At 51.2% G+C, this 21,141-nt stretch carries 20 protein-coding genes; 6 read left to right on the top strand and 14 right to left on the bottom strand.

The features are described 5' to 3' along the window. Positions 1-7: 7 nt before the first annotated feature. The gene (locus tag LLU09_RS10235; protein WP_228311656.1) at positions 8-868 is read right to left on the bottom strand and encodes an alpha/beta fold hydrolase; all 861 of its coding nucleotides are present in this window, start codon (positions 866-868) and stop codon (positions 8-10) included. A gap of 191 nt (positions 869-1,059) precedes the next feature. Between LLU09_RS10235 and LLU09_RS10230 the strand changes: the two genes are divergently transcribed. Further along, positions 1,060-2,826, top strand: a complete 1,767-nt coding sequence (locus LLU09_RS10230) for a V4R domain-containing protein (protein ID WP_228311655.1) — start codon at positions 1,060-1,062, stop codon at positions 2,824-2,826. A gap of 47 nt (positions 2,827-2,873) precedes the next feature. Here the strand turns inward: LLU09_RS10230 and LLU09_RS10225 are convergent, their stop codons facing one another. The 8 genes from LLU09_RS10225 to LLU09_RS10190 form a co-directional block, all read right to left on the bottom strand. Continuing rightward, complete coding sequence (locus tag LLU09_RS10225; protein WP_228311654.1) at positions 2,874-4,151, bottom strand: TolB family protein; 1,278 nt, start codon at positions 4,149-4,151, stop codon at positions 2,874-2,876. Positions 4,152-4,286: 135 nt separating this feature from the next. Beyond that, positions 4,287-5,468 (bottom strand): diaminopropionate ammonia-lyase, encoded by a 1,182-nt coding sequence (locus tag LLU09_RS10220; RefSeq protein ID WP_228311653.1) that lies wholly within the window; start codon positions 5,466-5,468, stop codon positions 4,287-4,289. A 73-nt stretch (positions 5,469-5,541) separates the two neighbouring features. Beyond that, positions 5,542-6,993 carry a glycoside hydrolase family 32 protein gene (locus LLU09_RS10215; protein WP_228311652.1) on the bottom strand — a complete coding sequence of 484 codons (1,452 nt, stop codon included), beginning with the start codon at positions 6,991-6,993 and terminating at the stop codon, positions 5,542-5,544. A 13-nt stretch (positions 6,994-7,006) separates the two neighbouring features. After that, positions 7,007-8,413 carry a sucrose-specific PTS transporter subunit IIBC gene (locus LLU09_RS10210; RefSeq protein WP_228311651.1) on the bottom strand — a complete coding sequence of 469 codons (1,407 nt, stop codon included), beginning with the start codon at positions 8,411-8,413 and terminating at the stop codon, positions 7,007-7,009. 97 nt (positions 8,414-8,510) lie between these two features. Beyond that, positions 8,511-9,497, bottom strand: a complete 987-nt coding sequence (locus LLU09_RS10205) for a LacI family DNA-binding transcriptional regulator (RefSeq protein ID WP_228311650.1) — start codon at positions 9,495-9,497, stop codon at positions 8,511-8,513. A 107-nt stretch (positions 9,498-9,604) separates the two neighbouring features. After that, positions 9,605-10,573, bottom strand: coding sequence for an alpha/beta hydrolase (locus LLU09_RS10200; protein ID WP_228311649.1), 969 nt, complete (start codon positions 10,571-10,573; stop codon positions 9,605-9,607). A 55-nt stretch (positions 10,574-10,628) separates the two neighbouring features. After that, positions 10,629-11,288: a DUF6320 domain-containing protein gene (locus LLU09_RS10195; protein ID WP_040106482.1), complete on the bottom strand. Its 660-nt coding sequence runs from the start codon at positions 11,286-11,288 to the stop codon at positions 10,629-10,631. Further along, complete coding sequence (locus tag LLU09_RS10190) at positions 11,285-12,562, bottom strand: alcohol acetyltransferase (protein WP_228311648.1); 1,278 nt, start codon at positions 12,560-12,562, stop codon at positions 11,285-11,287. Before LLU09_RS10190 ends, LLU09_RS10195 begins: the two co-directional genes overlap by 4 nt. 200 nt (positions 12,563-12,762) lie before the next feature. On the opposite strand from LLU09_RS10190, the gene LLU09_RS10185 reads away from it, so the two are divergent. Then, positions 12,763-12,981 (top strand): hypothetical protein, encoded by a 219-nt coding sequence (locus LLU09_RS10185; RefSeq protein ID WP_228311647.1) that lies wholly within the window; start codon positions 12,763-12,765, stop codon positions 12,979-12,981. A gap of 19 nt (positions 12,982-13,000) precedes the next feature. On the opposite strand, the gene LLU09_RS10180 is transcribed toward LLU09_RS10185, so the two are convergent. Next, the gene (locus tag LLU09_RS10180) at positions 13,001-13,846 is read right to left on the bottom strand and encodes a putative RNA methyltransferase (RefSeq protein WP_228311646.1); all 846 of its coding nucleotides are present in this window, start codon (positions 13,844-13,846) and stop codon (positions 13,001-13,003) included. Between the two features lie 231 nt (positions 13,847-14,077). Here LLU09_RS10180 and LLU09_RS10175 point away from each other — a divergent pair, with 231 nt between their 5' ends. The 4 genes from LLU09_RS10175 to LLU09_RS10160 all read left to right on the top strand — a co-directional run bounded on the left by LLU09_RS10175 (position 14,078) and on the right by LLU09_RS10160 (position 16,958). After that, entirely contained in the window at positions 14,078-14,527 is a 450-nt protein-coding gene (locus LLU09_RS10175) for a hypothetical protein (protein ID WP_228311645.1), read from the top strand. Positions 14,528-14,597: 70 nt separating this feature from the next. Further along, the gene (locus tag LLU09_RS10170) at positions 14,598-15,008 is read left to right on the top strand and encodes a hypothetical protein (protein WP_228311644.1); all 411 of its coding nucleotides are present in this window, start codon (positions 14,598-14,600) and stop codon (positions 15,006-15,008) included. A 134-nt stretch (positions 15,009-15,142) separates the two neighbouring features. Further along, positions 15,143-15,625, top strand: coding sequence for a MarR family winged helix-turn-helix transcriptional regulator (locus LLU09_RS10165; protein ID WP_156964984.1), 483 nt, complete (start codon positions 15,143-15,145; stop codon positions 15,623-15,625). Beyond that, positions 15,612-16,958, top strand: coding sequence for a dihydrolipoyl dehydrogenase family protein (locus LLU09_RS10160; protein ID WP_228311643.1), 1,347 nt, complete (start codon positions 15,612-15,614; stop codon positions 16,956-16,958). Before LLU09_RS10165 ends, LLU09_RS10160 begins: the two co-directional genes overlap by 14 nt. Positions 16,959-17,002: 44 nt before the next feature. On the opposite strand, the gene LLU09_RS10155 is transcribed toward LLU09_RS10160, so the two are convergent. The 4 genes from LLU09_RS10155 to LLU09_RS10140 all read right to left on the bottom strand — a co-directional run bounded on the left by LLU09_RS10155 (position 17,003) and on the right by LLU09_RS10140 (position 21,026). Further along, positions 17,003-17,440 carry an SRPBCC family protein gene (locus LLU09_RS10155; RefSeq protein WP_228311642.1) on the bottom strand — a complete coding sequence of 146 codons (438 nt, stop codon included), beginning with the start codon at positions 17,438-17,440 and terminating at the stop codon, positions 17,003-17,005. Between the two features lie 31 nt (positions 17,441-17,471). Further along, a complete protein-coding gene (locus tag LLU09_RS10150) occupies positions 17,472-18,518 on the bottom strand; it encodes a 5-methylcytosine restriction system specificity protein McrC (RefSeq protein WP_175288426.1) in 1,047 nt (348 codons plus the stop codon). Then, a complete protein-coding gene (locus tag LLU09_RS10145) occupies positions 18,511-20,154 on the bottom strand; it encodes an AAA family ATPase (RefSeq protein ID WP_228311641.1) in 1,644 nt (547 codons plus the stop codon). Before LLU09_RS10145 ends, LLU09_RS10150 begins: the two co-directional genes overlap by 8 nt. 194 nt (positions 20,155-20,348) lie before the next feature. After that, on the bottom strand, positions 20,349-21,026 hold the full coding sequence (locus LLU09_RS10140) for an RluA family pseudouridine synthase (RefSeq protein WP_228311640.1): 678 nt from the start codon (positions 21,024-21,026) through the stop codon (positions 20,349-20,351). Between the last annotated feature and the right edge of the window lie 115 nt (positions 21,027-21,141).

The following is a 21,141-nucleotide window of genomic DNA, read 5'->3' as shown; positions in this document are numbered from 1 at the left end:
TTAAAGGCTATTTTGATAGCGCTTTCACTTTTTCCGATAAAAATTGATCTACCAGTTCCAAGAATCTTTCAGCCTTCTCGATCTGCGCCCAGTGGCCGCACTGCTTCAATATGACCAGTTCAGCATTCGGGATATGCTTCATCAGGTCCAGACTCGCCTCGACCGGTACGAACTGATCCTCGTATCCATGGATCATCAATGTCTGCTGCTTGATGCGGCGCAGTGCACTTGGCGGAATCAGAAGTTCCATCGGATCTTTCGGGAAGAGTGTCGGATAAAGTTCCTCCATGCCTGAACGCATCAGATTCTCATATCTTGTCTGTACGATGGCTTCAAGATCATCGCCGAGTACACTCTCATCGTATACGAACCATTTGATCAGGTTGCGCAGCGATTCAATCGATGGATCATTGAAGAATCCCTTCATCCTTATGATTTCAGGTGTCGGACCCGGCGTCTTGCCGCCCCCGCTGCCCATAAGTATCAATTTATCGAACTTAGATTCATCGTACATGATGGCATGCATTGAAATGACTCCGCCCATTGAGTTGCCGACCAGGTGGGCCTTTTCGATATTATGGTGCTCCATGATCCTGAGGACCTGTTTGACGCGCAGTGTCGTCCATTCCCAGAATGTCAGGTTTGTATTTTCGGGTACTTCAGTATTGCCGAACCCTACGAAGTCCGGTGCAAATACCTGGTACTTCTCCCCCATGACCTCCAGCACCTTATTCCAGTTGGACAGACCGTTCGCTCCCGGGCCGGACCCGTGCAGGAAGAAGACCGCCTCGTCATTTGCTTCTCCACCATGGGCATATACCGTATTGAATCCCTCTGTCTGTAAATTCTTTACTTCGAATGTTGCCATTTTTTATATCCCCCTTTGTTTTGTTGCTACATCTTCATGATAAGGGATGTATAATATATTTATAATATCGCTTTTTATTGAAAAGGAATGAATTTTCTGAATAATTTATTGAAAATTCAAATAACGTTGTATATTATTGACATTATCAATATATGGGAGGTCTGTTCATGCCCTTGTTCGAATCCGGAAGAATGAAAACCAATGATCTTGTAGTAACCTCAGGTACATTCGGTCTGATGCGGAAAGTACTGATGGAAAATCTCGGCCAGGAGAAGGCGAAGCGGTTCCTGCTGCGTTTCGGCAAAGATCTTGGTGAGGAGAAGGCGAATGAATTGCTCGGCGGCCCATATGACCTGGAAGGGATGGTGGGTGAGATTCCGAGGATTCACATCGGTCTTGGTCATATATCAAACCTCTCACGCGAAGGCGAGCTCTTCTACAAGGATAACGTCCTGAAATTCAGCAACCTGCACGGTATATGGCACGATTCCTTCGAAGTGGATATGCAGCTTGAGAGTTTCGGCATGTCCGATGAATGTTCCTGCTACATATTGAGTGGATTCGCAAGTGGAATGATGACGAAGCTCGGCAGGGAGGATATTTTCGTCAAGGAGATGACCTGCCGAGCACGGGGTGATGCCCACTGCACATACGAAGTGAAGACGCGGAGCGAGTGGGAAAGCATTGAAGGGGGCCCCCTCGCCATCTTCGACGAACAGAAGATCGTGGACGAACTTGAGATGACATACGACCAGCTGCTCGAGAAGAGCGAGGTGCTGGATAAGGTCTCTGATTTCCACAGCCGCATCACCGAAAGTGTGGCAAAAGAAAACGACGTCTCTGAACTTGCGAAGATTTCCTCTGAGGTCCTTGACGTCACCACACTCATCACCGACGCCGGCGGAAGCATCGTAACGAAGAAGGGAGATATGCCATCCACCGACACCACACTGTTGGGGGACAAAATATTGGATCCGACCGCCACTGTCATACGCGATTTTGAAAGCGGTTCCATTATGGCGGCGCCGATCCTTCTGAATGGCCGTACTGAAGGCTATTGCTGCTTCCTTTATACGAACGGGAAGGAAGTCCCCCGCAATGATCACATGTACCTCGAGCGACTGGCGGTGGCGGCGAGCCTGTGCTTCCTGAACGAGAAGGTGAAGTTCGAGACGACCGAGCGGATGAAGATCAACTTCCTCGACAGGATGCTCTACAGCCAGTTCGAAAACAATTCCGAACTGGCCCTGCATGCAAGCTATATCCAGCCGAAGGTCATGCCGCCCTTCCAGATCATTTCGCTCAAGCCCATACCGGTTACCGACAATGAAATGCTGACGGATCATTATCAGATCCTGATCAACATCGCAAAACTGTTGAAGCTCCATGATGTCCACGGCCTCCTGACGCAGAAGGATGATGATATACTCATCTTCCTCTATGCCTTGAAGAAGGAAACCCATACCATGGACACCCTCTCCCAGGCCATGAAAAGCATAACTCAGGATTTTCCCCACCTCACCTTCAAAGCCGGGGTCAGCCGGGAATTCGATGCACTGGACCAGTTTTCCGCCAAGGTCAAGGAAGCCGGCCAGGCTGCAAACTTCCCGACCGAAGCAGCCATTGTACACCATGCGGATCTCGGCATATTGAGCACCCTGCTGGAGAATATCGACCCTGAAGTCATCGCAGGTGTCGCACAGCAGGAACTGGGGACCCTGCTGGAGCCGGGGGAGAAGAACAAGGAATTGCTTTATACACTCTATGTCTTCCTCAAGAACAACCAGAGACTCGAAAAGACCATGAATGACCTGTCCCTGTCCATCGGCGGGGTCAAATACCGCATCGGCAAGATTGAAAAGATGCTTGAGAAGGACTTTAAAGATGCAGCCACAACCGCCCATCTTCTGTTGATGATGGAGACGTTGATCCTCATGGGACGCTTATCCTTCAAATGAAAAACACCGTTGGACTCCTGTCAGGGAGTCCAACGGTGTTCATTTTTCTACATGGTTTGGTTGATTGAAGACACCCGCTTATGGATGAAGGCGAAAGCAAGTAGCACGACGGTGCATCCCAGGAGCCAGATCGCAATCATCATCAGCCCGATGCCAATCCATGCGTTATTGAATGATGCGATGATCGAGCCGATGAGTGTGAATGCCGCAAGTGCCGCACTGACGATGGACGGCAGATATGTCCTGCCCTCCGTATGCATATAAAGGGTGGCAAGCCCGAACATCAGGAGATAAAGGATGGTCAGGGTCGCTGTATTGACCATCCGGTCCACCACCGCCCCAGGCTGAAAGCCGCCTTCTGAATCCGGGAGGTCCATAGCGAGCAGCACCACTTCCTCACCGTCATGGTCTGCCGTCATCAATTCATAGGATGCCGGCGCACCAGGCCAGTTCGGCTGTGCCAGAAAGGCAATCCTATCTTCGTCATGGAAGAACGCCGGTGAGGTGACGGATGCACCATAATCCGTCAGCTGCCTCGTTTCACCACCTCCCATATCCATGAGGAAAAGTTCGTAGATGTACGTCCCGCCACCTTCCGGATTCGTCATTGTCGTATAGGCTGCCGAGCTCCCATCCGGAGAGAGCGTGACATTAAATGCCTCGCCCGGGAGTGGATCTCCCTCAAACGGCGTTTCTGCTCCGGTTTCAATATCATATGTCCGCAGCGCTGCACCCCGCATGTCGTCTATAAAATGAAGTGTACTGCCATCCTCTGATATATTGAGGCTATTCATATCCACGGCGTCCTTATCGGTCAGCTGCTCATGATCAGTACCATCAGCACTGACCCGATGAATATCCATTCCATTCTCAGCCTCGCCTTCCCGCGCCAGCAGATCTTCTGCCGGCATGGCGATATAATAGAATGTTTCACCATCAGGCGACATGACTGCTTCAAATACATGCATGTCGGGGTCAGTCAGCTCCAGCGGATCCGCATCCGGCTCAGGTAAGTAGCGCAGCGTCTGGATTCGATCCTCGACGGTGGCGATGTAGAAAAGTCCTTCCCCATCAGGTGTGAACGTCGGATGACTGTGATTTTCCGCTTCGGGAGATGTGAGTTGCGTTGTACTGCCATCCTCCAAATTCCCGACATGAAGCGACTCCCTGCCCTGTTCAAAATAGGAAAATGCCAACTGTTCGTCATCCGGGGAGACGCCGATGGCTTCCCCGAAGCCCGTGTGATGGCGGGTTGGGTCGTTGTCACTCAACATACTGTAGGCAACTGATGCAGCGAACAGTATGGCCACTGCACCGATCAGCACCAACAGCGTCTTTTTCCTGCTGATAGTATCCCCTCCGTCAAATGTTGTCGTCTATCTCATACCGGTTGCCAAGAATAAAGAAGCATCCGTGTTCATGAATATCTTCTTGCCATGATGGAATGACTATTCTAATACTCATAGCCTCCGAGTCATAACCCTTTCGTAGTTCGCGGCATCGGTATCGCCCTCGGTACTGATGAACAGGACATTTGAAGTGTCATCCAGTCCGAGCCGTTGGCTTTCCTCCTGATATTCTTCTTCCGTCATCAATCGGTGGAATGCACCGAACGGTACGGCACCGGATTCACCGGAAACGATGCTTTGATCGTCACCCTCAGGTCTTCCAAGCAGCCGCATGCCCCTGGCGCTCGTCTCATCCCCGCAGCTGATGAAGGCATCGGCCGAGGCTTTCAGTATCTCCCAGCCCTGAATGCTTGGTTCGCCGCATGCGAGGCCGGCCATCATCGTATCAAGGGCGCCTGTCACCCGCTGTGGGTCTCCGGAAGGGTTCTGGATCGAGCGTTGGAAGCAATCGGCCTGGTCCGGCTCCACGACGACGATCGTTGGACCTTCTCCACCAGTCAGGTTGAAGAGCGCCGCTGCCATAGCACCGGCGAATGAACCGACACCAGCCTGCAGGAACACATGTGTGATGCCATGGAAATCATTCTTTCCAAGCTGTGACTGCACTTCCGTGATGATTGTCGTATAGCCTTTCATGATCGAGAGCGGAATCTCTTCATACCCTGGCCACGCCGTATCCTGGACCAGTACCCAGCCGTGCTCCTCTGCCAGTGCGGCCACCCGTTCCACCGTGTCGTCGTAGTTCAGGTTCATGATCTCCGCTTCTGCTCCAAGCTCCCGTATCGCTTCCAGACGGGAAGCTTCCGATCCTTCCGGCATGAACACCTTCGCCTGCTGGCCGAGCAGTGATGCGGCCCACGCAAGCCCCTTGCCGTGGTTGCCGTCCGTCGCCGTCGCAAATGTGACTGGTGGGCGGTTTTCAAGTGCAGAGAGGAGCCCATCAAAACCATCAAACTCTATCCTCTCATGATTCCTGAAGTATTCAGCCACCGCATAGATGCCCCCGAGCCCTTTGAAGGCGTTCAGCCCGAACCGCTTCGACTCGTCCTTCACAAATATATTCCCGACACCCATGCTTTCTGCAAGATTGTCCAAATGAACCAGCGGCGTCTCATCATAACCCGGCACGCTCTCATGAAACATCTTCACCGCTTCCAGCCGTTCCGGATCGAAGTGTTCAAGGAGCGCCGATTCAATCCTTTTCTTCCTGAAGCCATTCCATGCCAAATCCATAATCATCCCTCCCCCTTTTCCTCAATGATAACAGAAAAAAGGACCGGGTTTTCACCCGGTCCGATCATTACCATCAGTACATGTCGATCGTATTCTCTTTAAGGTTCCATACGGTCATCTCACACTGTACTGCCCCACGCGCCTTCAGTTCGATATTCCTTTCATCTACTTCAGGGAAGAAGCGGGATGAGCACACTTCCTCCCCGCCATTGACGAAGATCTCCACCGAGGAGCGGTCAAGGAATATGCGGAGGTTCACAAGTTGTTCCAGCTGGAAGGCACGCTGCTCTCGCCCTTCTCCCGAAAACTTCCTTCTTTCGATGATGAAGCGTTGGCCATCGTAGATGACCCTCACATCATTCCTCAGAACCATCTCAAATCCATCCGTGATGTCATTCTTGAAGTCCATACTGATTTCACTGAGCGGTTCGATTCCGGCATGAAATGAGGTCTCGGGATTAAGCATGACCGCATGACTCACCCTCTCATCCCGCAGCTCGCGCAGTTCCGGTGCAGGGGTCTGAATCACCCTGTCCCCTTTCATTTCGAGCACCCGCGGAATCGTCAGCCCATGGATCCAATTCTTCCCGATGGTCGGCTGATCCTGTTCATCATCATCCGTGATGCCCATCCAGGCAATCAGGATGTGTCTGCCCGCTTCATCAATGAATGTCTGCGGAGCGTAGAAGTCGAAGCCCCGGTCAAGCTCTTTAAAATCACCGTGGCTGTAGGTGTACATGGATGAATCGAAGGCTCCGGTGAAGTATCCGGCCTGAAAGAGGTTATGGTACTTGTCCCCATCCGCTTCAAGCCCCTGTGGGCAGACGATGAGGATATCCCTTCCATCCAGTTCAAACAGATCCGGACACTCCCACATGTAGCCGAAGTCGCCGAGCCCGTTGATGTTGCTGCCGGCGATCGGTCCGATGAAATCCCAGTCCACCAGGTTTTCAGAAGCCGCGATGACAGCTTCACCGTGCCCTTGTTCATTCTGTGCACCGAGGATCATCAGCCATTGCCCATCCGTTTTCCACACTTTCGGATCCCGAAAATGCGGGGTGTACCCGTCAGGCAGATGGAGCACAGGACCCTTTTTCTCGAAATGGATGCCGTCCTCCGACACAGCAAGGCACTGGTAGGTCGACCGTCTGTCCTCATCATCCTTCACATTGCCCGTGTAGAAGAGGTACATCTTCCCGTCATGCTCGATGGCACTTCCGGAATAGCATCCATTCTTGTCATACCACGCATCCGGCACGAGTGCCGCAGGCTCCAGTGTCCAGTTGATGAGGTCCCTTGATGTGTAATGGCCCCAGGCCTTCTTTCCATGTGTCGTTTCAAACGGATTCCACTGGAAGAAGACGTGGTAGGTGCCATTGAACTGTATCAGACCATTCGGATCGTTCAGCAGCCCGACAGGCGGCATCAGATGATAATCGAGCCGATAAGGATCCATCTCAAGGTTCTGTACATTATCGCTGATCTCGGCATCTATATGTGTCTGGTAGTCACTTTTCTGGTCCATTCCAAAACTCCTTCTACTCTTCAGTGATTTCTTCCGCCTTCTTATCGGAATAGCCGAACAGCCATGTCAACGTGAAGGCCACGCCGATTGCCACAACATTGACGAGGATGTACATGAAGATGTTTTCATTCAGATAGAGCAGCGTTCCCGGGATGACGGTGATCGCCATGCCTGTTCCCGCCAACCCTGAGATGGAGGCTACGAACCCGCCGGCAGCACCGCCGATGAGTCCCATGACGAATGGCCAGATGTAGCGCAGGTTCACACCGAATATGGCCGGTTCCGTGATGCCGAGGAATGCTGAAAATGACGACGGCAGCGCAAGCGCCTTGAGCTTCTTCGACTTCGTCTTCAGGCCGACGGCGAGTGTCGCCCCACCCTGTGCAGCAACGGAAGCTGTGATGATCGCATTGTACGGGTTGACGCCAAGCTCATCGAGCAGCTGGATTTCAAGCAGGTTGAAGATATGGTGCACGCCGGTGATGACGATGATCTGGTTCAGACCACCGATCAGTATGCCGCTGATTCCGAAAGGCCAGGCGAGTACGGCGAGCGTCACATCCAGGATGACCCCTTCCAGCGCGTGGAAGACCGGACCGATCAGGAAGAGCGCCAGCGTGATCATGATGAGCAGTGTCAGGAACGGCGTGACGATCAGGTCCAGCGACTCCGGTGTCCTGTTACGTATGAAGCGTTCCACTTTGGCCCCGATGATGCCGGCGATGAAGGCCGGCAGTACGGATGCCTGATAACCGACGACCGGGATGAAACCGGCGAACATGATCGGCTCGACACCGCCGCCTGCAACATCCCATGCATTTGGCAGGGATGGACTGACGAGCATCAGACCAAGCACAAGTCCGATGATCGGCGTCCCGCCGAACACGCGGAATGTGGACCATGCCACAAGTGCCGGCAGGAAGATGAAGGCGGTATCCGTCAGTATTTCAGTAAACAGGATGAAGTTGTCCGAGATGTCATCGGCCGTCATGCCGAACAGGGCGAGTATCTCCTCCTGCAGGACGAGTCCGCGCAGACCCATGAAAAGACCGGTGGCAACGAGGACCGGGATGATCGGCACGAATACATCACCGAATGAACGGATGGCACGCTGGACGACATTGCCCTTCTTGGCGCCCTCCTTCTTCGCTTGCGACTTCGTCGTGCCTTCGAATCCGGATTTGACCATTTCATCATGGATCCGGTTGACCGTGCCCGTACCGAGGATGACCTGGTACTGTCCGGAATTGTAGAAGGCCCCCTTCACCTTGTCGATGTTCTCGACCGCCTCCTGGTCGATCTTGCTTCTGTCCTCTATGATCAGTCGCAGTCGTGTAGCGCAATGGGCGACGGAAGAGATGTTCTCCTCTCCGCCTACAGCTTCAATGATCTCTTTGGCGATTCTGCTGTTATCCGACATTTCAACACTCCTTTTTTCTGAATTATATGAATTAGGGAATCGATTCCACATTTGTGGAAGAAAAAATGAAAGGCGCATGATTACGCTTTCATTCTTACTATATACTATCGCGCTCAACCAACTTAAAGTCAAGCACTTTTTTATCTGGAATCTTCTTTTTTCCCTGCAGCAGCTGCATCATCATGCGCGCCGCTTCACTTCCTGCCTGCTCATGTTCGTATTCGATCGTCGTCAGCGCAGGTTCGATGAAGCGTGATGTTTCGGAAGACCCGATGCCGACGACCGCGATATCCCCGGGAATATCATAGCCGTGGCGTCTGATGCATCTCCACGCCCCGAGCCCCATCCGGTCGGTTGCGGCAAACACCGCGTCCACCTTTTCAGGTGCTTCCAGCATCCGTGCCATCGCTTCATATCCGGAGTCTATGGAAAAGTCCCCGGTCTCCACCCAGGCATCCGGCACTTCAATGCCGTGGTGGGCCATCCTCTCCAGGTACCCAGCCTTCCTCTGTACACCAACTGAATGGTCTGCTTCGTCCACACCTATGTAGCCGATCGACCGGCGTCCCTTTTCGATCAGCAGTTCCGTCATACGATGTGCTGCCGCATGATCATCGAAGATGACCGACGGCACACCTGTCATCTCCTGGCCGACTACGACCACGGGCACTTTGGACGCCTTGATTTCATCCACCAGTGTCTGATCCACATTCGTCGCGATGAGGATGATGCCATCCACCTGCCGGTTCTGCAGCAGGCGAAGATGTTCAATCTCCTTCTGCTGGTCGAGATCCGTCGTCGTCAACAGGATCTGGTATCCCACGTCTTCGAATACACTGTTCATCCCATTAACCGTCCGGGAAGAAGTATCCGTGCTGATCTTGGGCAGTATCACCCCGATGATCTTCGTCTCCTTCGTCCGTAGCGATTTCGCATGCTGGCTCGGAACATAGCCCGTCTCCTCGATGACATCCATCACCCGTCTGCGGGCCTTCTCGCTGACGTATCCTGTATTGTTGATTACACGGGATACCGTAGTCCGAGAGACACCCGCCATTTCCGCTATATCGTTGATGGTTATCATCAGATTTCACCCGCACCTTCATCATGTATTGCTTTTTCTTTAACCGACTATACCAAATTAACTGCATCCGGGAAATATAATCTGGAGCTGTTCCTTAGATTCTTTTCCTACTCCAGCGACTCCAATATAGTTCTCATCTTCCTGCGTGCATCCGCCCCTTCGGGAATCGGATACTGAGGGAAGACATGGTTCATCATCGGATATTCGTAGTATTCGTGGTCCACACCGGCTGCCTTGAGCATGCCGGCGAACTTCCGTGTATCGGGGAGGCAGATCTCACGTTCCCCGACGAACATGTACAGTTTTGGCAGGCCTTCGATCGGCCCGTTGATCGGGGAGACCCGGTAATGGGCGGGGTCATGGTTGCCTGCCCAGATTCCCCCGATGACCTTCAGATTCTCCGTCTTCAGCATCGGATCGAGCTTGGCATACTTGGCGATTTCGGGGTGCTCCATCGTGACATCGAGCCATGGCGAGATGACGATGATCCCCTTCGGCATTGGCAGTCCTTCTTCAGATAGCCATTGGGAGAATCCGATGGCCAGGCCGCCGCCTGCAGAGTCCCCCATCAGCACCAGTGGTTCGGACGAATCTGCGAGGAGCTTCTGATATAGTGCTGCGACGGCGCTGTACGCTTTCTCAAATGAATGCTCAGGCGTCTTCGGATAGATCGGCACGATGAACTCGAGCCCCGTGTCCTGCACCATGCGGTCGAGGAACAGCCAATGGAACAGTGACGGCTGATGGATATAGCCGCCGCCATGCAGATAAAGGACCCGGCGGGCGCCCCTCTTATGCCGGGGACGCATCCTGTACACCTTCATCCCTGCTTCCTGGAAGTGTTCGATTTCCGACCGCATGATGCCCTCTGGAATCCTGTATTCCTTACGGTTCTCCTTGAAATTCTTCGCAAGCATCTCCGCATCGACATCTTCGAGGTCGAAGTTGACGATTCTGATGATATCCTCGGCCAGCCTGCTGCCGACACTTCTGCCTTCGATGAGGACTGCCCGTCCTGCATAGGACAGGGCACCCACCCCTGCCAATAAAGCTGTGGCCTTGAGCATTTTCTTCATCCAATCATTCCTTTCAGGTCATGTTGCTTCCGTCAAACGGATCGTGCCGAATATTTTACAGGTGGAACCGGCGTCCAAGCTGCGTCATGAATGCCTGGTTGGCGAAGACCAGCATCAGCGCAAATGTCGCCACCGCGTACAATGCCGCAACGAGACTTGGCCATAATACTGTGGCCAATCCCGTCAGGTAGAGTACCGCAGGTACGAATCCAAGCCCGATCATCATCAGCAGAAAGCTGACATAGCCCGTCCACTTCAGGCGCACCGTCACCATGATGATTGTAATCACCAGGATGCCCGCGATGATGAGGGCCGGCACGACATAGTCCACCGACCACTGCACGGCACCCGACATGGCATCTATGACGAGCAGTACGATGGTCAGGCTGATGACCTGGGCGGTGATCTTCCCGCCGATGTGCGAGGCCGAGAGGATCGTATGGCTGAGTGATACCAGCGCATAGAAGACGGCGACCGCCACATAGAACACCCACAGGAACTGCGGGAGGACGATGAGGTTGATGAAGAAGCAGACGAGTACGGCCAGGATGCCGATGAAAATCGCAAGACGCGATATGCGTGCGCGGATCCGCTGCTGCTTCCTGTCGTAATCAGGGTACCAACGGATGGCCGCCTGTGCTTCTGACAATTCCGTCTGACACAACGGGCACCGCCTGTGCGCCGTCATGACATCACATTCTGGACAACGGTTCATCGCTCCTCCCCCCATCGGTTCGAATAGACCATGACTTCAAGCCCCGTCATCTGCCGCAGCCGACGGAAGAACGACCGGATGATGGTACTCTCCTCGATCGACCGGGCGAATGTCACGGTCAGCTGATCATTCAGTGTTCCGACACCGCAGTTGATCGGGCTTTTCCTTGTGGGATAGAGGATGATTTCCATCCGTTCCACATGCGGTTTCATCGACTCGGGCAGAGCCAGATTCCCAAGATTCGAGAGCGTCATCGTCTTCGCCCGTTCACCGATCTGATTGAACCCGAAGCGCATGATGGGATATTTCAGGAACACCGGCGTCGCACGTATGAACAGGCTGCTCTGAAGGGAGACGAACCGGTTGATGCCCTGCTGCAGGCGCGCCTTATCCGTCTTTTCCACGAGCTGTTCCGTCACCGTTCCGATGATGTCATCGAACTGCATATAGCCATCCATCGGCACACCGATATTGGCCACCGAAAAGAAGTTCCTCAACGTTTCGGATGGAAACGCCCTGCGCAGGCTGATCGGCAGCGCAATGACTACGTTCCCTTCCGGGGACCCCTGCCGGATCTTCTCTTCATGGACGACATCGATCAGGACACTTGTAAGCAGGCCGGTCAGCGATGTCCCAAGGCTTTTGGCATGACGGTTGAGGGCAGAGGCATCGACCACACCGTGTACGACATGGATGCCCGGCGGATCGAGCGTCTTTCCTTCAATCTGATAGGCCTTCTCCCCCCGCTTCTCCGGCCGTCTGACCGAGTGCGATGTCGCATACCTTTCAAAACTGTCCTCCGTCTCTTCGCGCTTCGGCGAATCCTCAGGCCTGAGCACCTTATCATCCGTCGTGACATCATTCTCCTTCAGGCGCAGATACTGGTAGACCAGCGTCTTCAGGAATTCCATCGCACCCCCGCCATCCGTCAGGGAATGGAAGATTTCTACCGAAATCCGTTGCTCATAATAGAGGACACGGATCAGATAGGCATTGTTCTCCTTCCTGTCGATCGGGGCGCAAGGATGATCCACTTCCTGCTTTACGAGCAGCTGTTCATCATTATGTTCCATGAAGTCCCAGAACAGGCCCTTGCGCACCCGGACGGTGAGCGTCGGAAAGCGGACCGCCACGATGTCGAGCGCCGACTGCAGACATTCCGGATCGACCTGCTCCTTCAGGATCATCGCCACCCGGAAGACCGACGAGTTCGTCGTATCGGAGACCGCATGGAAGATCTTGCCCGTGTTGTCTATCCTGTACCATTCATCCATGAGTCCGCCTCCCTTTATCATTGGTTGTCCATTTATTGTATCATCTGCCGGGAAATTGTGATGCCGGCCGACGCTCCGTGCGTCCCCTCAGAATTCTCTCCATACACCATCCAACCGTGAAGACCCCCCTTGCTTTTAACCGGCATCATTTTCATAATGAAGGAGAATCTGCATATTCTCGGAATAGGAAGGTGAAGAGGATGTCCCAGAAAAACCGTTCCTCAGACTTCATTGCACTGGCGTTGCCCTTTGGCATGATGGCAGGCACCCTCATAGGCATGATCGCCGGTTTCTTGATCAACGCTGAAATCATGATCTACACTTTGGCTGCCGGAACGACCGCAGGCTATCTGATCGGCCTGATGGTCTACCTTATACTCCATCATCAGCTCAACAGCAGGGATCAGTCGGATCTATGAACCGAGCCATCGGGTTGATTCATCTGCGCCCGACCAGTATTTCAAGGTCGAGCGTCACCGTCTTATCCGCAGCAATGAAATCATCCAGTTCACCGGGCGCATGATTCCACGCCAGCGGCGACATTTCTATCAGATGTTCGAGTGCCGTACGGTCGAGCGTCATTTCATCCGTCACACGCCGCCGTTCCACAATCTCATAATTTTCCTCGAAAAGGGATACGGTACCGGTGTTGTCATATGTCTCCCTGTCAGTATCCTTATACAACGCCTCACGCAGTTCCTTCAAGTACCCCGACTCCGGCACGACCTTCACGACCAGCCCGTCCGATGAGAGGACGCGGTTGAACTCGACATAGTTTGCAGGCGACAGGATATTCACGATCGCATCCATGCTTCCGTCCCGGATAGGCAGCTTCGCCAAATCCCCGACGAACCATATGGAATGAGGGTAGTGCTTCGCCGCCAGCATGATGCCCTCTTTGGCGATGTCGACGCCGACGCCGACACCATCCACGCCATCCAGTATCCGATCAAGGTGCGAGCCTTCCCCGCTACCTGCATCAAGCACCAATGGCCTGCCCGGAAGCCGTCTGATGATCCCAGATACTTCCTCATGCATCTGCCGGTAGAACCCACTTTCCAAAATGAACGCCCGCCGATGCTGGAACAGATTTTTATCATATTGTGTCTTCACCGGGCGGGTCATCATGTTCACATAGCCCTGCTTTGCGAAATCGAATGAATGATTGTTTTCGCACGCGAGGCTTTTTAGTGCTTCAACATGCATTGCACCCCCGCATATCGGGCAGCGCAGCATGCCTGCATGCCCTTCGACCAATGCAGCCATCTGTTCTTTCTTCTTCATGGTTCTCCTCCGCTCCGTCATCTCTGTTGCCTTAATATTAGAGGTATTGGATTGATAATTCAATTACACTGTGATAATTCACCCGATCGCTCATGGAAAACATTTCACATATGCAAAAATCATGACAAGTATTTACAAACCATTGTTTTGCAGCGCGCTCTTGTCTATTCTGGAATAAAGTCAGAAGTTAAGGCTGGTACATACAATCTTAAATGACGGGAGATAATTTGGATGAAAAAAGCATTTGTCACTTTATTCGTATTTTCAGCTTTGGTATTGGGTGCCTGTTCAGACACCAGCAATGAGCTGCAGGGAGAAGCTTTTAGCGTTTTTTCATGGACGCCTGACATTGCTCCCGGAGACATAGCCTCAGACAACCTCAACCCTTCTTCCAGTTTGGAATTCGATTTCAAATCATCGGATACAGTTGAGGTAGCATCACAAGGAAAGACATTTGAAGGAGATTATTCTTTGGAAAATGATACATTGAGTCTGGATTTGAAGAATGAAGATGGTGAAGAATCGTTGGCAATGGAATTCAGGGATTTTACCCCGCATGAACAGAATGAAAATTTATATACCGGCACCATTTCGAAGCTGGATATTAAAACGGATGGACGTCATAGGGTAGGCAGCAATTTTTCCCTGGATGGATATGTGGGGTTCTATAAAAGCAATTAAAACTTCTTAAATAAGTTATTTTATGAGACGGAAGGGGGAAGGTATCATCCATTTCCTTAAAACCAATCTATTGAGTCTGATCCTCGGCCTCCTGTTCCTCGGCGGCATCCAATTGATGCTCAACACCTATCGGCTGTCTAGGCTGGTCAGTATCGAGGGGGATACGGTCATAATCCTCTCGATTATCCTGATGCTCATGCTTCTGCTCATTTCAGGCGTCTGCATTTATCTCTTCCAGCGAAATGCAGGCAGGATGATATACCTTTCAGGCATCCTGTGGTTCCCCTACTATTATATCGGGCTGCAGATATTCAATCACCTGCTTCCCATCACCGATCGCGGCGATGTGCCGCCGCCTGTGGTGGGCCTGTTCATGATTGCCGGCATGATTATCTTTCCGATATATATCTTCGCCTCCCTCCTGATATTCAACGTAATACCACAATCTGCAGGTTCAAATGATGCGAAACCTGTCACCTGATGAAAAATAGATTCTTTGCTGCTCCGGACATGCTGGTCCGGGGCATTTTCTTTACAGGCATATGATTTGAACCCTGTATCCATCTGTCCTACACTTTAATCAATCGCGCACGATTAATTATTTGAAGGAGGGGTATATTCATGGAAGACATCAAACTCGCCAACCAGCTGTGCTTTTCCGTCTACAACACGAGCCGGTTGTTCACGAAGTTCTATCAGAAGGCCCTGGAGGAGTTCAACCTGACCTACCCGCAATACCTCGTGTTGCTCGCCTTGTGGGAAGAAGACCATCAGACGCTCCATCAGATCGGCAGACGGCTGCATCTCGAAAGCAATACGCTGACACCCCTCCTCCGCCGTATGGAACAGGCGGGCTGGATCATCCGCGAGAAGTCACCGCAGGACAAACGCCAGCTCGGCATCCGGCTGAAGGATAAGGGGCGTGATGCCAAAGAACCGATCCAACAGGCCATCGCGGACTGTCTTGGCCATGAACATCTTGATATTTCACAATATCGCGAAGCACATGAAACGATTGTCAAACTCGAAGAGACACTGCGCACAGCCCTGGCTGAAGACACAGACAAATCAAAGGAGAATTTCAATGGCACAATATGATTATGATGTTACATTCATCGGCAGCGGACATGCTGCATGGCATGCGGCAATGACACTGAGGCAGGGGGACATGAAGGTCGCCATCATCGAAAAGGACACCATCGCAGGTACCTGCACGAATTTCGGCTGCAACCCGAAAATACTGCTCGAAGGCCCATTTGAAGTCCTCGAGGAGCTCGGCCACTACAAGGGCATCCTCGATCAGGATGTGAACGTCGACTGGCCGTCCCTCATGGAATATAAGAAAAAAGTGATCAACCCGATGTCCGATGGTCTGAAGCAGATGTTCGAACATGCCGGCATCGACATCCATATGGGACACGGCACCCTGCAGGATGCCCACACCGTCGAAGTCGAAGGACAGACATTCACCTCCGACAAATTCGTCGTCGCCACCGGCCAGCACAGCAACGCCCTCGACATCAAAGGCAGCGAATACACGCATACAAGCCGTGACTTTATGGATATGGAGGAGATGCCGAAGCGCATCACGTTCATCGGCGGCGGCATCATCACATTCGAATTTGCCTCCATTGCCGTGAAGACCGGTGCGGAAGTGCACATCGTGAGCCATTCCGATGAAGTCCTCGGCGGCTTCCACCGCGGCCATGTCGACAAGCTCACCGGAAAGCTCGAAGCCGAAGGCATCCAGCTCCACTACAATGAAGATACGAACGAAATCGCAAAGGACGGCGACAGCTATATACTGAAGACCGAATCCGGCCTTACACTCGAAACGGATTATGTCGTCGATGCGACGGGCCGAGTCCCGAATGTGTCCGGCATTGGACTCGAGAACGCCGGTGTCAAGTTTACGAAGAAGGGCATCCAGGTTGATGAATACCTGCGCACCGCCCAGCCGAACATCTATGCAAGTGGTGATGTCCTCGATAAGGCTGTGCCGAAGCTCACACCGACGGCCACGTTCGAATCGGACTATATCGCAGCACATATACTCGGCATCAATCCCGAGCCGCTCAAGTATCCGGCCATCCCGATGGTGCTGTATACACTGCCGCGCCTGTCCTCCATCGGCGTCACCGTCGAAGAGGCGAAGCAGGATGACCGCTATACCGTGAAGACCATTCCGTTCGGAGAAAGGCTGCTGTTTGAATATAAGAATGAGACAGAAGCGGAGATGGACATCATCATCGATGACCAGAAACGCCTCGTCGGTGCTGAAATCTACGGCAATGATGCTGCAGACCTCATCAACGTACTGACATTCGCAGTCAACCAGAAGGTCACCGCCCAGGACCTCTCCACCATGATCTTCGCCTTCCCAAGTCCATCAAGCGGCGCCATCGACCTGCTCAAGTTCGAGCTGCTGTAATGATGTAAACAAAAACAGTCTGGAAAATATATTCCAGACTGTTTTTATCTTTCCACTACATCTCCAAGTTTCTTCATCTGATGATCCAGCACCCGCTTCATGACAGGCTTTGCCCCCTTCAGCACAAGCTTGTACCTACGGCTCTCGGTGTCGAAATGGCTCGTCACCCCAACCTTCGTCACGCCGCTCTCCAAAGGTTCAAGCCTGAAGTCCGAGATGATGTCCCCCTGCTTGAGGACAGTCTTCACCTTAATATACCGTCCCGCTTCATATTCGATGATTTCCGAGCGGAACTGATATGCCCGGTTCAGCACCTTCATGCGCGTTTTGAACTTCGTTCCCACAGCCCGCTTCTCTTCTGTCAGGTATTCATTCCCTTCGAATATAGGGCTCCAGGATTTGAGCTTTTCGTCATCATTCACCACTTTGAAGGTCTCTTCCGGTGTGGCATCCAACTCCCCTTCATAACGGTACAGTTCCATATGCATTCCTCTTTCTCACATTGATATATCATCATTTCAAGCTACGTTCAGCCATTTCAAGCAGTTGTGCCTTCATCTCATGGAAATCGAGCGAAAGGTCCAATGTCTCGATACGTATATTTTTACCTTTAATCATATACGAGTGGTTTGGCTGAATGGCTGCATTGGTCTTGGCATACAGCAGCAAGCCGCTGACCCTCTCCTCTTCTTTTTCATTATAGTTCTCCAAATACGAAAATATCTGATATAAGTTTCCTGATAGATGCTTCAGGGAAGAATTTTCGTTGAAGCGTCTCATGTTCTGCTGATAAAATTTCGTGTCGATGATCAGGGTGTTGGTCCCCTTCTTTAAAACGACATCTGTCTTCATGACGGGCAGCCCGTCTGAATAGCCATCAGCTGTATCCCATTCTATATGTGGACTGTAGACTTTATAGTCCGTTTCCTTCTTGTAGAAGTTGAGAATAAATTTTTCAAACAGAGAAGATAACTGCTGCTCATCCCCAATAGCCTGTTGTTTATCGGAGCCTCCATCCTCTCCCACCAACAATTCTTCATAAAGATATTGACATAGGTCTATGGGCAGTTGATAGAACACATTCTGGTTTGTAAACTTTATATGATTCCATAACTCAGTATCCAACGTGATTTCCTCTACATCCGTAAAAAAGACGAGCAGATTCCTCAACTTCTTCCTATGTTCAGTTCCGGTCTCCCCATGAACAGCGAGCTTCAGAAGCACTGATTTGAGGATCTGGTTCAGTAAATTGTTCTCAGTAAGCTCATCATACTGTACCGCAAGCTTATGCTTCATTGCATTGGAAGCGCCTATAGTCTTTCCAATATCAATCTTTCCCCGGATGAAGGTGGAGTCCTCTTTAACTTCCCGATATTCCTTCCACATTCCGCGTTTGACTATTTTGGTGGTGCTGATGATCAACAGCTCCGTATAAAGTTCAATCAGATTCTTGAATTTTTCAGCTGAATACGAAAACTCGTCTTCAATCTTCAATGAGCGATAGGCATAGCTGAGCATATAGAATATGTTTCTGATTGGAATGCCGGTCGGGTTATTCATCCAAGACATCCTTCAATTTATCGTATTCCGCCTCTACGATGTCCAAGTCGTCAAACCAATATTCTTCGAGCTGGGGCTTTATTTCATATTCCAATATTTCGTATAGGGCGTCCCTTGTATCTTCCTTTAGGGACGGGTCGATGAAATAGCTGTGCCCTATTTGGAAACCTGGCCCGAATGTGTCCTTTATCTTCCCATTCAACTGTTTGACTTGTGGGATGAAGCGGTTGATCAGAGAGGGGTTCTGATAACTTTCAATGAAGCTTTGGAACGTCTGTGTGTCAAATGCGGGCTCCAGATTGAAGAAGGCGAACCTCCTTCTCAATGCGTAATCGAGCATCGCCAAACTTCTGTCAGCCGTATTCATTGTACCGATGATGAAGACATTTTCCGGCACAGAGAACTTTCTTTTGGAATAGAGCAGGCTGATTTCCTGTCCGCGCTTATCCGCCTCGATCAGCATCATCAGTTCCCCGAAAATACGGCTCATGTTTCCCCTATTGATTTCATCGATGACGAAGAAGTAAGGGCGGTCATCCTGGGACGCCTTGTCACAGAAGTCGATAAATGGTCCTTCTGACAGAGAGAACCCTTCTCCACTTTCATTGGGACGGAACCCTTCTATAAATTCCTCATAGCTGTAGCTCTGATGGAATTGCACAAAGCGAAGTCTAGACGCATCTTCTTCACCCATGAATGTATATGCCAGACGATCCGCAATATATGTTTTTCCGACTCCCGGCGCTCCCCTTAGTATAATGTTCTTTTTGCGCTTTAGGAGCGATTGCAGACGATTGAAATCCGCTTCGTCCATAAAGACTTCTTCCAGAAAATCCGCTTTCCCATACGAAGTGGCTCCCGTAACAGTTTCGGGTCTCGTTTCAAGGAATTTTATGAAACTCTCAATGCTGATATTTGCGGTTGAGATATGGTCAGTATAGACCCCCTCTTTCTGTTGGGAATCGACTTTCCCCTTAAGTCTCTTAAGCTGTTCAATTTCCGGGTCGTTGAATATGGAAACGGAGAAATCTGATTCCAGCTGCAGCAGCACATTGATCCTCGAATCTATATCCGATTCGTCCAAGGGCTCTCCGTCCATCTCCCGCGTCCTAAGCCATTGCTTAAATTCCTTCTGGAGAATCGGCAAGCCAGGATTCCGCTTTTTTATGATATTTTCAAATTTGAAAAGCCAATCCGTATAGTCTGTGAAATTAGTCAGAGTCTTCTGGGCAATCGGGGCGTCCAGTTTCCATTCCCCTTTCTCCAGCCACTCCACATTGCGTGTATGGTTATATCCATCCAATGTCACATCATACATATATTCCCCGGTAATGCGCCCCTTTCCAATGATTTTTTTAGTGCCATTTTTGACATATACAATATCACCAACATTCATATCCTTATAGAATTCCCATGCAGCCAGCGATTTGTTCAAGGGTACACTGTTCAACTTCTCATGCCTGATCATGGCGTCTTTTATCTCATCTTTACTTTGAAACTTACTGAGGTCCCCCAAGTAACCCCAACCAATGGCAATATAACCTTTTTCATAGAATTCATCCCAATGCTCGGCGCCCCTGCCGGGTTGGAACATCCAATACTTGATGTCTTTCTCCGGTTTGAATTCACCTTCCATAGTATGATCCCCCTTTGCTGACAATAAGAAGATAAGTTCTTCTAAAGAATATTGTCATTACAAGTATATATTTCTTCAATCATACCATCTTTCCCATCTCTGATTTAAACAGGAAGTATGTCTATTTCCAGCACCTGAAGAAAACCCAAAGCCCCTTGGACTATTTCCAAGGGGCTGCATCATTTCGCCGGCTGTCATGGCAGCTGGAACTTATTCCATGGATGGACGGAAGGTGGCGGGCAGTCGACGGATATGATTTCATCCTTTGTCGGATGCTTCACGCTGAGGCTGCATGCCCAAAGGGCGATCTGCTGCCCAACCTTGTTCATGTGGCGGCCGTACTTCTGGTCGCCATAGAGCGGTGTGCCCTGGTTGGCCATCTGTACCCTTATCTGATGGGAACGGCCGGTCTGCAGCTGCACTTCAGCCAGACTGTGTTTCCCATTCTGATCGAGCACCTTGTAGTCGAGTATGGCTTCTTTCGCACCATTCTTTTTACGGTCGGCAACTTTGACGATATTCTTCTTCCTGTCCTTCCACAAATAATCAACCAGTCTTCCTGCCTTCCGCTTCGGCCGGCCATGGATGACGGCGACATACTTCCTGTCGATTTTCTGGCGGCGCAGCTCATCCGACAGGCGGGAGGCGGCCTTTGAAGTCTTCGCAAATACCATCGCCCCGCCCACCGGGCGGTCCAGCCTGTGGATGAGACCAAGATATACGTTGCCGGGCTTGTTGTACTTATCCTTTATGTACTGCTTCAGCATCTCCTGCAGGTCCCTGTCCTTCGAGCTGTCTCCCTGCACCGGTATGTTCACGGGCTTTTCGACGATCAGAAGGTGGTTGTCCTCATAGAGCACTTTGACATGCACAGAATCTCTCCTCTACATTACAATATATAATCTGATGACGAATTGTCATAACCACCTATTCTACTACAGGTTTCAATCACTTCCAATGGTATTGCAACCTTTAATGGAAATATAA

The sequence above is a fragment of the Salinicoccus sp. RF5 genome, from assembly GCF_020786625.1.
In the GTDB taxonomy this organism is placed as follows: domain Bacteria; phylum Bacillota; class Bacilli; order Staphylococcales; family Salinicoccaceae; genus Salinicoccus.
This window is presented reverse-complemented; position numbering and strand designations above follow the sequence as displayed.

Bases quoted from the DNA above. Each gene is read 5' to 3' on its own strand.
- LLU09_RS10235 (WP_228311656.1), bottom strand. From the start codon at position 868: ATGGCAACATTCGAAGTAAAGAATTTACAGACAGAGGGATTCAATACG.
- LLU09_RS10230 (WP_228311655.1), top strand. From the start codon at position 1,060: ATGAAAACCAATGATCTTGTAGTAACCTCAGGTACATTCGGTCTGATG.
- LLU09_RS10220 (WP_228311653.1), bottom strand. From the start codon at position 5,468: ATGGATTTGGCATGGAATGGCTTCAGGAAGAAAAGGATTGAATCGGCG.
- LLU09_RS10215 (WP_228311652.1), bottom strand. From the start codon at position 6,993: ATGGACCAGAAAAGTGACTACCAGACACATATAGATGCCGAGATCAGC.
- LLU09_RS10210 (WP_228311651.1), bottom strand. From the start codon at position 8,413: ATGTCGGATAACAGCAGAATCGCCAAAGAGATCATTGAAGCTGTAGGC.
- LLU09_RS10205 (WP_228311650.1), bottom strand. From the start codon at position 9,497: ATGATAACCATCAACGATATAGCGGAAATGGCGGGTGTCTCTCGGACT.
- LLU09_RS10200 (WP_228311649.1), bottom strand. From the start codon at position 10,573: ATGAAGAAAATGCTCAAGGCCACAGCTTTATTGGCAGGGGTGGGTGCC.
- LLU09_RS10195 (WP_040106482.1), bottom strand. From the start codon at position 11,288: ATGAACCGTTGTCCAGAATGTGATGTCATGACGGCGCACAGGCGGTGC.
- LLU09_RS10190 (WP_228311648.1), bottom strand. From the start codon at position 12,562: ATGGATGAATGGTACAGGATAGACAACACGGGCAAGATCTTCCATGCG.
- LLU09_RS10185 (WP_228311647.1), top strand. From the start codon at position 12,763: ATGTCCCAGAAAAACCGTTCCTCAGACTTCATTGCACTGGCGTTGCCC.
- LLU09_RS10180 (WP_228311646.1), bottom strand. From the start codon at position 13,846: ATGAAGAAGAAAGAACAGATGGCTGCATTGGTCGAAGGGCATGCAGGC.
- LLU09_RS10175 (WP_228311645.1), top strand. From the start codon at position 14,078: ATGAAAAAAGCATTTGTCACTTTATTCGTATTTTCAGCTTTGGTATTG.
- LLU09_RS10160 (WP_228311643.1), top strand. From the start codon at position 15,612: ATGGCACAATATGATTATGATGTTACATTCATCGGCAGCGGACATGCT.
- LLU09_RS10155 (WP_228311642.1), bottom strand. From the start codon at position 17,440: ATGGAACTGTACCGTTATGAAGGGGAGTTGGATGCCACACCGGAAGAG.
- LLU09_RS10150 (WP_175288426.1), bottom strand. From the start codon at position 18,518: ATGAATAACCCGACCGGCATTCCAATCAGAAACATATTCTATATGCTC.
- LLU09_RS10145 (WP_228311641.1), bottom strand. From the start codon at position 20,154: ATGGAAGGTGAATTCAAACCGGAGAAAGACATCAAGTATTGGATGTTC.